The organism is Dysgonomonas sp. 25 (genome assembly GCF_010501075.1).
GTDB lineage: Bacteria > Bacteroidota > Bacteroidia > Bacteroidales > Dysgonomonadaceae > Dysgonomonas.
In genome coordinates, this window is sequence record NZ_QVMN01000003.1 from 401710 (window position 1) to 416550 (window position 14841).

Consider the following 14841-nt stretch of genomic DNA (forward strand, 5'->3'; position numbering starts at 1 on the left):
CAATGCTGTTTTTTTATTTGAAACTTACTCTGCTAACCATAATCAAGAAAGTTATCGGCATGAGGATGGTATTGACCAGAGAGCTCAGGGATGTTATATTAAAGAATGATTTGCTGCTGGTAGGGAAGTAGAGCATATCATTGGGATATATATAATAAAATTCCGATTCGATAACATCTTTACTCCTCAAATCGAAACTCTTTTGTATCGTATTGCCATCGGCATCTCTTCTTACAATGGTTACTTTTCTCAGATCGAAAGAGTTGTCTCCGTACGACTGGGAGCCTACTTGCGCTAACGCCTGAAAAATGGTCATATTTTCTTTGTATATATCATGTCGTCCCCGTCGTTGTCCTTGGTCGGATAAGACATAATAATAATTGTTGACAAGCTGGATATTGACTTCGACATCTGTTATAGCATCTCTCATAAATGCCTGTATCTTATCTTCCGCTTCGGTAATTGTTAATCCGGCCACTTCTATTTCGCCAAAATAGGGGAGCAGTATTTTCCCGTTCAGATGGATAAGGTAGGGGATATTTGAAGATTGTTCGCTTGTTCCGATTACCCGGTTAAATATCTGGCTAAATTCCTTATTATGTGTGTATATGGCACACGAAATCTGGTCGCCGGTCTGAAGCTTATATTCTTTATATTCTTGTTTCTGATAGGGTAGGTTGATTGTCTGCAGATAATTTGTCTCTTCGGCAGATATACAAGAAGATAATAACATGGGTAAAAGAGTTATTATCAATCCGAAATAGAAATATATGATCTTTCTTGTCATCATAATCAGAATAGCTTTAATAACATTACACCAAGACCTATCAATCCAGTCAATATACCTATTATTCCACCCAACGTGGAGGCTGTTCCTCCAGTGTACATTTCTCGTGCGAGCTTAGGCATGTATATCACATCATTAGGTTGTACATAATAGAATTCACTATCGACGATGTCTTTCGAACGGAGGTCGAATTCCTTGATTACGGAGCCGGCAGAAGTTTGCCTCAGGATAGTGACTCTTTTTCTGTCTCCTCTGAAGTTTTGACCTGTGGAGGTAGATAATACTTCGTATATAGTCATTATAGGTTTGTCCATAATCACCCGTCCTTGTCCGGTTTCGCCGAGGAATGTGATGTACATGGATGTTAGCTGGACGGTGGCTGTTGTGCCGTCGGCTAATGCGCTGAATTTCTCGGATAAAATCTTACCTATTTCGTAGAGTGTATAACCTTCGACGTATACTTTGCCCATGAAAGGAATTTTGATTGTTCCGTCGGCACGTACATTTAATGTCCCTCCCTGCGAAAAAGAACCTAATGTTTCCTGTAAAGCCTTTGGTTCCATTGTGTAAACAGTGATTAAAAGCTCGTCGCCAACTATAACTTTGTATTCAGGCTCTTTGATTTTTTCATATTCTTTATGAATATCCTGAAAGAAGTTTGTGTCGCGTGTGGTTACGCAAGAACTCAGTAGCCAAATGGCCGGAAGGAGCAGAAGTAATATTTTCTTACTTTTCATAGAAAGTAGTTGTTTTACTTTTTATTGACGGCTTTCACTCGGTAATGGCAATTGACTTTCCCTTTGAGCATGTTGTTCAGCTTGCTCTTTATCAATTGCTTGCGGATGCCCGAAATATGGTCTATCAGCAAAGTCGCTTCCAGATGATCGTATTCGTGTTGTATGCACCTCGCAAAAAATCCGCTGTAGGTCTCGTCATGACTGTTGAAATTCTCATCCAGATATTGAATGCGGATAGCCTCTTCGCGTTCTACGGCTTCCGAGATACCCGGAAGGCTCAGGCAGCCTTCGTTCATTTTCACAATATTGCCGGTGCGCTCTACTATCCGGGGATTGATAAAAACTTTCTTGAAATCGGCATATTGCGGATCGTCCTCTGCCAAAGGCTCGAGATCGACAATGAAAAGACGTATATCCAATCCTATTTGCGGAGCTGCCAGCCCGACGCCATCGGCATTATACATCGTTTCGAACATATTTTCTATCAGCTCTTTCAGATTAGGATAATCTTTTGCGATCTCTTTCGTCTCCTTTCTTAGTATCGGCTGACCATATAGATATATCGGTAATATCATAAAAATCTTATAGTTTAAAGCGGAGGCTTTCCATGTAGCTTTGCAGAATGATTGTGGCACTCACTTCATCGACCAGCGCTTTGTTTTGTCTATCTTTCTTTTTTAGTCCACTGTCGATGATGGCTTGTTGCGCTATAACCGAAGTGAAACGTTCGTCATACTGTTCTATTGTTATATCCGGATAAAGGGCTTTCAGCTTTTTCACGAACGGACGGATATGCTTCATGCTCTCCGAATCCTCATTGTTCATCTGTTTGGGCATACCAACAACGATACACTCTACATTCTCCTTAGCCAGATATGTTTTCAAAAAGTCAAAAAGGGTGTGCGTAGGCACAGTAGTAAGGCCATTAGCAATAATCTTCAACGGATCGGAGACAGCAATACCTGTTCGTTTCGTGCCGTAGTCGATAGCCAATAGTCTTCCCATAGGCGCAAAGGTAGCTAAATTTATTTATTCATTTATACTATTACCTTGACAAATAACGTATTTATATGGGCTTTAATTGTTTTTCTTTATGAGATTATTTAATGCCCAATGTCTGCTTTGCTATCGCTATCTCGCCTATGTCGCCCGTGTGTTTGCCCGATGCATCCGACAGTTTAATCGCTTCGAGGTAGCCGCCCTCGCGCGAATCGGCTTTCACGTGCGAAAGTTTGATGACGATATTCAGCGGTTTTGCCCCGACGTCGTTCGAGAAGAACGTGCCGATACCATACGTATCGTGGATGCGGTTTCTGACGTAGCTCTTTATCTCCTTCACTCGGAGAACATCCAACGAATCGCTGAATACAATCGTCTTAGACGTAGGGTCTATCCGCATCTGTTCGTAGAAACGGACTGCCTTATCGGCGAAAGTCAGCGGATCGCCGCTGTCGCACCGTACACCGTCGAACAGCTTGGCTTGTTGCAGATTGAAAGAAGAGAAAAATGCGTCGGTCGTATACGTATCTGTCAAGGTGATACCCAAACTGCCGTTATACACCTTCACCCAAGCGTCCAATGCCAGCGACGTGGCAGCGCGGTAGCCGTACAATGCGCCGTGATACTGACATACGACCAGGGATAGAGGCGCTGGATAGCATGCATTACCGAGAACTTATATAGGTCATTGTCTGTAAAGTACTTTATAATCATAGCAATGTTGAATAGTGGTATATACCGATGAAACAACAAAGGTAGCATATTTGTTTTGGTATTGGCTTTTTCGCTATATTTGTATCAAAACAGACAAATATGAAACCAAACGACTGGAAAGACCGCCTGAATGTGGTATACTCGACTAATCCCGACTTCAAATACGAAAGTGAAGACGAGCAGGAAGCCGAAACCATTGCCAAAGAGAAGCAACAATTGCGTATCTCCCTCGACAAGCGCAACCGCAAGGGGAAGGCTGTGACACTCATTACAGGCTTTGTCGGCGCGACGGACGATCTGGAAGCATTGGGTAAGATGTTGAAAGTGAAGTGCGGTGTCGGCGGATCGGCCAAGGATGGCGAAATCATCATTCAAGGCGATTTCCGGAATAAGGTACTCGAACTCCTGCAAAAAGAAGGATATGCCAAATCGCGTATCATCTGAACAGTCAGCGCTTTCTGTCTACAAAGCGTCGGCAGGATCGGGTAAGACACACCGTTTGACGAGTGAGTACCTGAGCCTCCTGTTCCGTTCGCCTTTTGCCTATAAGCATATTCTCGCCGTGACCTTTACCAATAAGGCGACCGACGAGATGAAGACCCGTATTGTCAAAGAACTTGCCAATCTGGCATTAGGAGAGGGTTCGGATTACCTTACCCGTCTTTGTCAGGAAAATAACTTCTCCGAAGAGCAAGTCAGGGCAAAGGCCAAGGAGACGCTCACATATATCTTGCACGACTATTCGGCTTTCTCGGTCAGTACTATCGACCGCTTTTTTCAGCAGACGATGCGCGCCTTTACCCGTGAAATTGGCTTGGGCGGAGGATACAACGTGGAACTGGATGCCGACAAAGTATTGAACGAAGCCATCGACTCCCTCCTGTTCGACCTCGAGAAGAACGACAATCAGGACTTGCTCGAGTGGCTTATCCGCTTCTCCTCCGAGAAGGTAGAGAAAGGTGAGACATGGAACATCCGTGCCGATATACAATCCCTTTCGCGCGAGATATTCAAAGAAAGCTACAAAGCCTTCCGCACTGAGGTGCAAACCGACATCTCCGACAAGGCACTGATGGACGACTACAAGCAGATGCTGTTCTCCTACATCAATACCTTTCAGGCAACCTCGCAGCAAATAGGGGAGAAGGCGCTCAATATCATGACGCGCTGCGATCTCACCCCAACGGATTTCAAAGGAGGAGGTAAGTCTCCCTTCTTCGCTTTCCTGCGGTGGGCGAATGGCGAAACCAAAGAGCCTACGGCGACCTTTCGCAAGTTGGACGGCGATGTCTCCGGCTGGTATACCAAAACCGGCACCGATGCTACTACCCGAGCGAAGATAGAGGATGTCTATGCCCAAGGCTTGAGCCAATGCGTGAGCGATATTATTGCCCATTACGATAATATGTCGATGTATCAGACGGCCTACGAGATTAACCGCTACTTCTTCACGCTGGGCATCTTAGGCGACATCGACAAGAAGATACGCGAATATACGACCGAGAACAACCTCATGCTTATCTCGGACACAACCGAACTACTGAACACCATCATACAGGGGAGCGATACCCCTTTCGTCTACGAGAAAGTCGGCACACGGGTCGACAACTATATGATAGACGAGTTCCAGGATACCTCCCGCATGCAGTGGGAGAACTTCTACCCCTTGGTCAGCAACAGTCTGGCAAGCGGCGAGAAGAACTTCATCGTGGGCGACGTCAAACAGAGTATCTACCGTTGGCGAAACTCCGATTGGAAGCTGCTGGACGAACAGCTGGATATCGACTTTGCCAATGAAGGGATCAACCACGAAACCCTCGATACCAACTGGCGAAGTGCCCGCAACGTGGTCGACTTCAACAATACTATCTTCTCCCAAGGGGCTACCCTCCTGCAAGAGACTTATAACAGTGTTCTCCCTGCCGATTCCTCCGATCAGCGGATTGCTGCCTATTCCACCCGCATAGAGCAGGCCTACAACGAAGTGCAGCAACAGGTCTGCAGTGGCAAGAAAGGTCAGGCGGGACATGTCAGGATAACCTTTGTAGACGGCGCAACATACGATTGGAAAGCGCATGTACTGGAGCAACTCCCTCTGACCATCGAGCAATTGCAGGATAAAGGCTATTCGCTGAAAGATATTGCCATCCTCACCCGCACCAAGAAGGAGGGAGCCGATGTGGCCAATTGCCTGCTGCAATATAAGGAGCAGCACCCGGATTCGCGCTATCGCTACGATATTATCTCGGATGAGGCGCTGTATATCAACAGTTCGCAGAGTATCAAGCTGATAATAGCCCTCCTGAAATACCTGCGCAACCCCTTGGATGAATCGCTGAAAGTGCTTGCCGTATACGAATACTATAAGTATAGCAACCAACTGAAAGCCGAAGATGCGCTGCAACAGTACTTCTCCAAGCAGAGCGAGTTACCCGAAGACGTCCGCCGGTCGCTGGATCATATCCGCGAACTGCCTTTGTATGAGATGACTGAGGAGCTGTCCGGGCTTTTCCGTCAGGCGATGGATGAGGACGAGCAGATCTACATCCAGTCGTTTCTGGATATGGTACTCGATTTCACGGTGCGCTATTCGTCCGATCTCGACGCCTTCCTCAACTGGTGGGACGAGACGGGTTCGGCTAAGACGATATTCACCCCCGACGGGCAGGATGCCATTCGCATAATGACTATCCACAAGTCGAAAGGCTTGGGCTTCGAGGTGGTACTGATTCCTTTCTGCGACTGGAAGATAGATCATCAGCTGACGACTATCCTCTGGTGTCATCCGCAGGTAGCGCCTTTCGATCGCTTACACCTTGTGCCGGTCAACTATTCGCAGAACCTGAAGAATACTATCTTCAAGGATGAGTACTTCAACGAGCGCCTCTATGCTTTTATCGACAACTTCAATATCCTTTATGTCGCCTTTACCCGTGCCAAACAGGAGTTGATTGCGTTTGCCCCCGAGCCTAAGACGGACAAGGTCGGCAGCATCTCCTCATTGCTCTGGAAGTGCATAAACGATACCGCTTCGCTCTCCTTTAATCTCAGAGACAGTGTGTTCGAGCTCGGGCAGGATTATGCACCCTCATTACTTGGCAAAGGCCGCGATCAAGGCAATGAGATTCAGGTGGATACCTTGTCGAGTATTCCGTTCGATAACCGCCTGCAGCTATTGCTGAACAATAAGTACTTCTTCACCGACACAGGCGCCCGCGACTATGGCACGTTGATGCACGAGATTGTCAGTAAGATTCAGACAATCGGCGAGATAGAAGATATTGTCGAAACCTATTATATCGCCGGAAGCATCACCAGTGAACAGAAAGCCGATCTGATATCCATGCTCCGCCAATACCTTTCGGACGAAACCGTTTCGCAATGGTACTCGGGCGAATATCGTGTCCTCAACGAGGTGCAGATTCTTCAACCGAACGGAACGTTTATCCGCCCCGACCGTGTGATGCTCAAGGGGGATGAGGTGGTCGTTATTGACTACAAGTTCGGCGAAAAGGAAGACCGCAGGCACTCCCGCCAAGTCAAGCACTATGTTACCCAAATCCGCAAGATGGGTTATGCCGAGGTAAAAGGCTATATCTGCTACATCAAACTCGGTAAGGTGGTCGAAGCCGACCTCGGTTGATTTCTGCCTCTCGCAGAAAGTGACATCGCGTCAACATATTGAGTCGCCTACGCTCCTCGAAACAATTGTTGGCTCCGCCGATTTCCAATTCGACGAACGAAGGTGAGTCAATGAGTACCAAGCGTTTCTTTACAGGACTGATATAGTAGCCAAGTTTTGTTAAAAACCTACTTCACTGATTATCAATCGAAATTTAGTTAAAACTTGACACTCTTGACATATATTACGCGATACAGTGTTTTTTCACCCCTCCAACCTCCCCCAAACAACGTTCGCCGAAGCGAAGGCGAGGCAAAAGGGGAGGCTATTATATAGATAAAGTTGTTTTATTTTATTACCCCCTCTTGCGGAGGGGGATATAGGGGGAGGTGGGTTAGTCTTTCTTGCACCTAACCGAGAACAAGTAGCGGCGATTGGTGGCATTGCGGCCCACCTGCGAGTTGCCGCTACCGAAGATCCGAAACCATGCAGTGGTGGCGGAGTAGCTACTGGCCGACCAGAAATAGGCGAGGCTGCCGTAACCGTAGGCCGAGCCACCGTCGGCGTGGCCCGCAAGGAAGACATCCATGCCGGGACGTGCCGTAGAGGAGAGGCCGTTGGAGGCTCCCTTGAAGTTGCCGGTGCCCGGTTCGCAGATTTCTTTCATTGCGTTGCCATGACCATTAACGTCATTCTGTAAGCCACGATAGCTTGTATTTCCGGTGTAGGTGGTAGTGGTGGCAGCAGCTGCACGATCGACACTCGTCAACTCGGCTGTTAAAGCAGACCCGGTACTGGTTGGCAAGCTTGAAAATGTATTTTTGTTCTTTACTATTTCCTGTTCCAATAAACTCCATTCATCATCGCTCGGTAAATGCCATCCGTTAGGGCAAATGCCTTGACGACGTTTCTGCTCAGTGGTAGCTGTACCTTCCCGGCGTCCACTTTCTTGTATGGCGCCATCCATATTCAGTTGACCGGTGTTACCACCCTTGCCCGCAGTAGCAGCATCCCATGTATAGAGTAGACCAAGGCGAGGGTTTTGGGTGTAGGTAGTAGTCGTCATACTACCATTGTTTGTCCCACCATTAGGATAAGCATAGTAAGGATTTTTATAAGCATTGTTATTGATAGTTGTAGCCGGAGTGCCCGGAGGAACACCATCAGCATTGTAGGGGCGAAGTTGTTTGTTGGCTAGTGTAGCAGCACCGGTATAATTTTGCCCGGTATCGAATTTCGTCGCCGCCAGGTTGTGGATCATCCATCGCATATCGCTGTCTTTGGGGTTTGTGCCGAAGTTGGACGAAAGGAACAGGTTGTCGCTTTGGTCCAAATGGAGCTGTACCCCATTGGATAGTATACGAGAGCTGAGACCACCATCATTAGGAGCCGTCTTCCCTTTCACAGCATCTATCTCGGCTTGGCTAAAGCCGGCAAATAATGCCCACTGTTCGATACTGGGCTGTTGACCCACATTTGTACATTGCAGCACGGTAAGTGCAACATTGTCGAATCGTTTGGGATTATTGGCATCCTCGAAAATGAGGTAGCTATAACGAGCCTTGCTTGCACTCACCGTTACAGTATAGCTCAAATTGTTGGCTGTGCCTGTGCCTTGGTTGTCATTGCGTTCGTAGCCCGTTACATCTGTTGAAAAAGGAAGTGTATTCCCGTCCAATTGCAAGGTACTGATAGCATTCGTTGTACCAACAGGAAACTGCGTTACCTTCCAATTCGCATTGGCGGTAAGGGTATTGGTTGCGTTGGTAGTAGCAGTATATTCTTTCGTTGGGGTAGAAAGAGTCAACGCCTTGTTGGTTTGGTTGATGATGCGTACCTCGGTTATGTCTGTTCCGCATTCGTTAGCCACCTTAAAGGTCAAGGTATTCTGCTTTGTGCGAAACGGATTGGCCGCAATCTCGGCAGCAGTCATCGCATTAGGCAGTAAGCTAAAGGCAGCAGGAGTAGTGGTCAGGTTGCCGCTGGCAGGCGGTGTGTCAGCACCATTGAAGCTGATACCACCCCAGGTAGCATGTGGTGTGTTGGTGTAGACCGCAGGATTGTCGGTCGGTGTCCAGCTCGCAGTGAAGGTTTCGGGAGTGGAGGGTAGCGTGCGTGCATCTCGCCCGCTGGGGAAGTAGATATCCGCACCGCTGAGGGTGAGTGTAGGAAGCTCGGCCGTTTTTATGTTTATCCCCTGCCACGTTTCACCATCCCATATATAGATGCCATCGGGGATAAGAGCACATTTAGGGATGGGCGCGCCCGAGACGTTGTACACCAGCAGCCCGGTGTGTTTGTCGCGTTCCGCTCCGGTTAGCTCGGCTGCTGTTCCTATTTTCAGCTTGGTCCGGTCGCTGAGTTTCACCCGAGGCAGTGCCAGTCCTTTGGTTGTTGCCCCGTCCATTTTCAGGTCAAGCAGTGCTCCCGGTGCCGGAGGTTGTCCGCTTCCCATAGTTACCTGCCCTTGCAAGCTAATTGTTGTGAGTAAGGCTATTATAATGATAGCCTGTGTCAAAGTTCTTTTCATGTTATAAAAGAATTAACCACCTCCCCCTGCCCCCTCCTACAGAGGGGGTAGCAGAAAAAGATGAAGTGAATAATAAGTTTGTTTGAGCCCCACTAAACCTCCCCGTGGGAGAGGCTAAGGGAAGGATATATTTTCGTTTTTTATTGAATGGTGGTACAAACCCATTTCCCCCTCTGGGGGATAAAGGGGGCCGGTTATTGTCATCCCGAGTGGATACGAGGGATCTCGTTTCGTTATGGTGTAGGGGCAGACCTGTGTGTCTGCCCGATATATCGGTTTGCGGGCGCACACGCAGGTGCGCCCCTACAAAAGCTCTATTGTTCACTGATAACTGCTCACTGTTAACTGAAAAATCCCGCTTCTCCTCACGGAGAAGACGGGATGAAATGGGGGTTCTTCCCCTGACATTAACACAAGCAATTTGGCACCCCCTCCCTGCCTCCCCCACAAGGGGAGGAGATAGGAAAAGAGTATATATTTTTACTCCCCCTCTGTTGGAGGGGGATGGGGGGAGGTGACTCTTTTTTCTAAAAAACTTCCTAAAACCTTGGATTAATCCGAAATATTTACTATATTTTTTTTTTTTGTGTGTGTGTGATGTGGCTATATTGCATGCTAACTACACTGGTGTGTAGCGAATTAATATAAAATATCGTATGTTTTGTTTCTACCTGTTTCATTACTTAGGCAAAGGTAGTATATTTTCGGGCTAAAGCAAATATTATTTCTTTCGGATTATTGGTTATTGTATCTGAACCCTGTTTTGCAGATATTTTTCGAGCATTTTATCCAATTCTGTCCATACCCGTTGAGGTGTTATCAGGTTGAATTTTTCTCTGAAAGGTATCTCTTCACTTTCAGCAACTCCGGGGTCTATAATTTCAGGGCCTATCCCTTTGAATCGTTCCTCCATATTCGGCAACCAGCGCTCTACCCCTATACTCGGCGGGAAGATGGCATACGACGGGATTTCGAAGGCCTGCGATATATGGCGCGGTCCGCCTTCGTTGCCGAAAAAGAACTGCGAATTGGCAAAAGCTGCTGCCAGTTGGCGCAACGAGTTTGCTTCTATATTGATGAAGATACGCGGGTCGCGGCCTAAATCTTCATACAATTGGTAAGCGATCTTCTTTTCCTTGTCTCCGGCAAAGTTGAATACCAATTGTACATCCTTGTATTTTTGGAGGATATTAGACAATATCTCTTTCATGTTCTCCAGCGGCCATATTTTATGGTCGAGGCGCGCGGCAACTGCGCATACGATTACAGGACGGCTGATATTTATGCCTTTCGATATCATGTAATCCTTATATGCTTGTATTTCCTTCTCGGTGCAATAGAGCCTGAAGAGTGAATTTTCTGTTATCTTGTAATCTCCGTTCAACGGATTGGTCATCATCATCAGTTGCCTTACCATTTTCGGCTCGTGCTTATCTACCCGGTGGTTGTATATGAAGCGTGTATAGCTTTTTTTTAGCCCTATCCGGTATTTAGTCCGTAGCGAAAAGAGTGGGAAGAATAATGTATTTATCGTCGAACGGGCATCTATGATGATGTCGTATTGCCCTTCTTGCATGATGTGCCTTATCTTTTTCAGGTACCTGAAAAGCGAGTGCGTCTCTTTATCCGAGAAGGATATGACGCGATCGATGTCGGGATGATTCTCGAACAATGGCGCTATATTTTCGTTGAGTACATAATGAACTTCGCAATCGGGAATCGATTGCTTCAAGGTGGTGCAAATACTGGATGTTAATACTGCGTCGCCCACACGACGAAATCGTATAACTAATGCTTTAGGCATATATGTGTAATAATAAGTTTGTTAACAAGTCAACTGTTGTATATGTATATAAAAAAAGTGTGTCTCAAAAAAAAGATTAAGGTTTTTAGCTGTACCCTAACGTCTGTCGCGTGCCGAATATTTCGCTCCGCTACCGCCGCTGCCTTTTGCCCCTTTAGGCTGGTCGCGCTTTGTTTTGTTCTTATTCTTCGGTTTGATTCCTTTTTCAATGTCCGATTTCAGGTACGACGAATCGTTTGTCACCCAAAGGCGTTTGTCGAATTCTATCAACTCGCTCTCAATTTTCTCGCGTGCGGCCTCCAATTCTTCGGGAGTTTTGTATATCTCCGTCAGCACTTTATTGGCCATATTGCCTGTTTTGTATATTTCCCCTTCGTACATGCGCAGGCGGAAGAAATCGTCTATCGAGTTGTTGAGTACATTGTTTTTCTCCGAAACCATAATTGGCATATTCGCTGCATACGGGCGGATATTTTCGTATGGAATCCAGAATTGCGGTGCACGTTCGCCGCCTATGCCGTAGTCGTCGTAGAACGTCAGTACGGGGCAGATAGCTATTATCTTCACATCCATCGTGCCGGTCGTATTGTCGAAGTACCAGCCTTCTTTGACGTAGTAACCCATCACGTCGTTTGCGGGGATGTCGTATTCGTTGTAGACATATCCTGTTCCTTGTTGCTGGATAGGAATATTCAGTTTTTCGAGGACGGTTTTGAAATCGACCTTGTATTCATCAGTAAACACTTCGCGCGCCGTCATATATTCGTAGACAGTCAGCTTATCCTGTGCCATCAGTTTGAATATCATGGTGTAGAGGCTCATGCGGTTGCCGATAGGCTGCGTCGGATAAACGAGCGCTGCATTGCGTCCTTTGCTGATGTCGACGAAACGGTAAATTTCGCGCATCCATGTCGCGTTGCTCATGTCCTGTGTCTGCTCGTCGTTGAACATTTGTGCGCGGACGGTCATTTCAGGTGTTTTTGCTCCCTGTGGTTGCGATTGTTGCTGTTTCTTAGCCAAGCGGTCGCGCAGCGATTCCTGTGCAGCAGCAGTTTGTGTGCTGACAATGCAGAGGAGCAATATAATAGATAACTGATATATTCTTTTCATAATTTTTTACTTCTTCGATTTAGCGAAACCTAATTGCGTTCTCACGCATCTGAATCCGATATAAGAGCGGGGCTGGTTCTGATATTCCCCTTCGCGCATATCGGCACGGATATACATGCCTACGTCTTTCCACGAACCGCCTTTCACGACCTTCTTCTTCGATGCGTAAGGGTCTTCCTTGGCAGCGTTGTATTTCAGGTCGGGGTTCATATCACTCATATTCTCAAGTCCCGATTCGGTGTAAGCAGTCGAAGTCCATTCGGCGACGTTTCCGGCGAGGTCGTACACTCCGAAGTCGTTAGGCGAATACGATGCTACTTTGGCAGGAATCATATTGCCGTCCTTGGTGTAGTTCCCCTCTCCCGGTTTGAAGTTGGCCATAAAGCAACCTTTGGATGTCTGTGTGCCTTGTATATCCCACGGATATTTGTTTTCGGTGCGTCCGTTGCGGGCAGCAAATTCGTATTCGGCTTCGGTCGGCAAGCGGTAAGGCTCGATACGGCGTGAGCCTTTCTTCTGCCCCATATAATAGAAAATTGTGCGCCAGTGGCAGAAAGCTGTCGCCTGCTCCCACGTAACGCCTACCACCGGATATTCGTTATAGCCCGGATGCGAGAAATAGAGCCGCATGTAAGGCTCGTTGTATGCATTCTTGAAATCGTTTACCCAAACAGTCGTGTCGGGATAAATATTGGTGATTTTGGTATGTACGAAATCGTAAAGCGAGCTTAGCGGGCGGACGATGGTCTCGTTGATTGGTATGCCGCTCTCGTCTACATAGGCGGTATCTTTCGAAATCATAATGACTTCTTCGAGATTCGGTGTTATATCCGTATTCAATATCCTATCGTTCGGATTTAAGCGGTAGCGGCGCTTTGCAGCTTCGGTGTGGTCGTACCATTCGTACATGAAATTCATCTGCATCGGATCGAGATAACTCTCGCCCGTAATCGGATGAACATGGTATATGCTGTTGATAGCAGCTATTTCTTCGTCGAGCAGGTTGCGTGTCGGTATCCGCTTGCTCCAGTCGAGATGCGGTTTTACGGGATCGCCGTATTCGTCTACGTCTATCTTGAATGTCTCGTCATTCCCGTATTCGGGGCTGGCGAGGCGTTCGCGGATGATGGAGTCGCGTACCCAGTAAACAAACTGGCGGTACTTGGAGTTGGTGACTTCCGTTTCGTCCATCCAGAAGTTATCTACCGAAATACCTTTCGAATTGGCTTGTATGTCCCACAAAGAGTCGCCTTCGGACACGCCCATATCGAGAGAGCCGCGCGAAACCAGCACCATGCCATACGGCTTCGGTTCAGCCCACGACGAGCTGCGTTCGCCTACAACTTCGCCTCCTACGGTGTTGTTGAGCGACTTTCCGCACGAACCGGCTATGATAAGCAGTACGCCTGCGAAAATAATATATTGTAGTTTTTTCATAATCTGTTTCGTGTAATCCGGCTACAAAGTTAGCAGTTAAAAGATTATCCGATTATATTTTTTTCTTTTTTGTTATTCTCTAATCTATTTTTATAATACCCTGATGCTTTTGTGCCGTCCGTCCACTTTCTTCTTAACGATTGGTATACAATACCGTACCGAAAATTCGTGCGAACCGCTGCTGGCTTTTGCAATTTCCGATGTCGAAAGGTCGAACGAATAGCCCGCCTCGATATTTTTCAATTTCAATCCCAGCAAAAACACAAAACCGTCATCCTTCCTCCATGTAACACCTCCGCTGAATAAATTGTTGTATTCGGCGCGTGCTGTGACATCTATTTGCGTCACGATGGCATCCGATTTCACAAGAAAGGACGGCTGCATTTCAAATAACGAATTATTTATCGGGATATTGCATCCACCAGTCAGATAATATGCCCGCCCGATAAATGACCTGTGTGTATCGTCTAATTCATATTTTGGCTCCCAAAGGTGCGTGACGGAGAAACCGGCATAATACCATGGCGTTATCCACGATATACCCAACCCCATGTCGATTGTTTTGTCTTCGCCGCCGGTCGGTTTGGCGGGGTCGTTCTTGTCGTGATAGTCGCTGTCGGGGATATGGATGCCGGCAGCATCGAAGTCGATGCTCATCGAAGAGCCTTGCAGGCCGATGTTGAGCGTTTTTCCGTTTTTGAAGTCAAATTTGTAGGCATATTGCAGCGAGATATTGGTATTGGAGAACAATCCGATTTTCTCGTTGAAAAAATGGATACCCGCACCATGCTTTTTATCGAGGAAGTTGAAAGGCATATGTGCCGATGCGATAGTTGTTTTGGGGGCATTGGTAGTCCCTATCCATTGCATGCGGTGCATGGCGGAGATGTCGATATTGTTTGTCTCGCCCACGAACGACGGATTATAGTATGTCTTTGCGCGCCAGTATTGGCTGACCTGTGCGTCCCACTGGCCATAGGCCGACAGGGCGCATAAGAATATGAGCGAAAGAAATAGTATAATCGTTTTGAGCTTCATCAATAAAAACAGTATTCCGACTGCAAAGAAAGTGATTATTTATTGATTATTAACGGTTGTGGG

13 protein-coding genes are annotated in these 14841 nt (G+C 47.0%); 2 read left to right on the plus strand and 11 right to left on the minus strand.

The window, feature by feature from the left end; genetic code table 11:
• Nucleotides 1-13: 13 nt before the first annotated feature.
• The 6 genes from D0T66_RS07440 to D0T66_RS16345 form a co-directional block, all read right to left on the minus strand.
• Nucleotides 14-790 (minus strand): polysaccharide biosynthesis/export family protein, encoded by a 777-nt coding sequence (locus tag D0T66_RS07440; RefSeq protein ID WP_255489760.1) that lies wholly within the window; start codon nucleotides 788-790, stop codon nucleotides 14-16.
• A 2-nt stretch (nucleotides 791-792) separates the two neighbouring features.
• Entirely contained in the window at nucleotides 793-1524 is a 732-nt protein-coding gene (locus D0T66_RS07445) for a polysaccharide biosynthesis/export family protein (RefSeq protein WP_163356621.1), read from the minus strand.
• Nucleotides 1525-1538: 14 nt separating this feature from the next.
• Nucleotides 1539-2099, minus strand: coding sequence for a peptide deformylase (def, locus tag D0T66_RS07450; protein ID WP_163356622.1), 561 nt, complete (start codon nucleotides 2097-2099; stop codon nucleotides 1539-1541).
• Nucleotides 2100-2106: 7 nt separating this feature from the next.
• Nucleotides 2107-2529 (minus strand): Holliday junction resolvase RuvX, encoded by a 423-nt coding sequence (gene ruvX / locus D0T66_RS07455; RefSeq protein WP_163356623.1) that lies wholly within the window; start codon nucleotides 2527-2529, stop codon nucleotides 2107-2109.
• 94 nt (nucleotides 2530-2623) lie between these two features.
• Nucleotides 2624-3136 carry a hypothetical protein gene (locus D0T66_RS07460; RefSeq protein WP_255489761.1) on the minus strand — a complete coding sequence of 171 codons (513 nt, stop codon included), beginning with the start codon at nucleotides 3134-3136 and terminating at the stop codon, nucleotides 2624-2626.
• Nucleotides 3088-3237 (minus strand): hypothetical protein, encoded by a 150-nt coding sequence (locus tag D0T66_RS16345; RefSeq protein ID WP_255489762.1) that lies wholly within the window; start codon nucleotides 3235-3237, stop codon nucleotides 3088-3090. The genes D0T66_RS07460 and D0T66_RS16345 overlap by 49 nt, the downstream gene beginning before the upstream one ends.
• A gap of 99 nt (nucleotides 3238-3336) precedes the next feature.
• Here D0T66_RS16345 and D0T66_RS07465 point away from each other — a divergent pair, with 99 nt between their 5' ends.
• Together D0T66_RS07465 and D0T66_RS07470 are read left to right on the plus strand one after the other, a co-directional pair.
• Nucleotides 3337-3681, plus strand: coding sequence for a translation initiation factor (locus D0T66_RS07465; protein ID WP_163356624.1), 345 nt, complete (start codon nucleotides 3337-3339; stop codon nucleotides 3679-3681).
• Nucleotides 3659-6880, plus strand: coding sequence for an exodeoxyribonuclease V subunit beta (locus tag D0T66_RS07470; RefSeq protein ID WP_163356625.1), 3222 nt, complete (start codon nucleotides 3659-3661; stop codon nucleotides 6878-6880). The genes D0T66_RS07465 and D0T66_RS07470 overlap by 23 nt, the downstream gene beginning before the upstream one ends.
• 373 nt (nucleotides 6881-7253) lie before the next feature.
• Here D0T66_RS07470 and D0T66_RS07475 read toward each other — a convergent pair whose 3' ends face one another.
• The 5 genes from D0T66_RS07475 to D0T66_RS07495 form a co-directional block, all read right to left on the minus strand.
• Nucleotides 7254-9389, minus strand: coding sequence for an FISUMP domain-containing protein (locus D0T66_RS07475; protein WP_163356626.1), 2136 nt, complete (start codon nucleotides 9387-9389; stop codon nucleotides 7254-7256).
• 742 nt (nucleotides 9390-10131) lie between these two features.
• The gene (locus tag D0T66_RS07480) at nucleotides 10132-11193 is read right to left on the minus strand and encodes a glycosyltransferase family 9 protein (protein ID WP_163356627.1); all 1062 of its coding nucleotides are present in this window, start codon (nucleotides 11191-11193) and stop codon (nucleotides 10132-10134) included.
• Between the two features lie 96 nt (nucleotides 11194-11289).
• Complete coding sequence (gene gldN / locus D0T66_RS07485) at nucleotides 11290-12303, minus strand: gliding motility protein GldN (RefSeq protein ID WP_163356628.1); 1014 nt, start codon at nucleotides 12301-12303, stop codon at nucleotides 11290-11292.
• Nucleotides 12304-12309: 6 nt separating this feature from the next.
• Entirely contained in the window at nucleotides 12310-13740 is a 1431-nt protein-coding gene (locus D0T66_RS07490; protein ID WP_163356629.1) for an SUMF1/EgtB/PvdO family nonheme iron enzyme, read from the minus strand.
• 90 nt (nucleotides 13741-13830) lie between these two features.
• On the minus strand, nucleotides 13831-14778 hold the full coding sequence (locus D0T66_RS07495) for a type IX secretion system membrane protein PorP/SprF (protein ID WP_163356630.1): 948 nt from the start codon (nucleotides 14776-14778) through the stop codon (nucleotides 13831-13833).
• Nucleotides 14779-14841 lie beyond the last annotated feature (63 nt).

Coding starts and splice junctions, on each gene's coding strand:
- D0T66_RS07440 (WP_255489760.1), bottom strand. CDS start 790: ATGATGACAAGAAAGATCATATATTTCTATTTCGGATTGATAATAACT.
- D0T66_RS07445 (WP_163356621.1), bottom strand. CDS start 1,524: ATGAAAAGTAAGAAAATATTACTTCTGCTCCTTCCGGCCATTTGGCTA.
- def (WP_163356622.1), bottom strand. CDS start 2,099: ATGATATTACCGATATATCTATATGGTCAGCCGATACTAAGAAAGGAG.
- ruvX (WP_163356623.1), bottom strand. CDS start 2,529: ATGGGAAGACTATTGGCTATCGACTACGGCACGAAACGAACAGGTATT.
- D0T66_RS16345 (WP_255489762.1), bottom strand. CDS start 3,237: ATGATTATAAAGTACTTTACAGACAATGACCTATATAAGTTCTCGGTA.
- D0T66_RS07465 (WP_163356624.1), top strand. CDS start 3,337: ATGAAACCAAACGACTGGAAAGACCGCCTGAATGTGGTATACTCGACT.
- D0T66_RS07470 (WP_163356625.1), top strand. CDS start 3,659: ATGCCAAATCGCGTATCATCTGAACAGTCAGCGCTTTCTGTCTACAAA.
- D0T66_RS07475 (WP_163356626.1), bottom strand. CDS start 9,389: ATGAAAAGAACTTTGACACAGGCTATCATTATAATAGCCTTACTCACA.
- D0T66_RS07480 (WP_163356627.1), bottom strand. CDS start 11,193: ATGCCTAAAGCATTAGTTATACGATTTCGTCGTGTGGGCGACGCAGTA.
- gldN (WP_163356628.1), bottom strand. CDS start 12,303: ATGAAAAGAATATATCAGTTATCTATTATATTGCTCCTCTGCATTGTC.
- D0T66_RS07490 (WP_163356629.1), bottom strand. CDS start 13,740: ATGAAAAAACTACAATATATTATTTTCGCAGGCGTACTGCTTATCATA.
- D0T66_RS07495 (WP_163356630.1), bottom strand. CDS start 14,778: ATGAAGCTCAAAACGATTATACTATTTCTTTCGCTCATATTCTTATGC.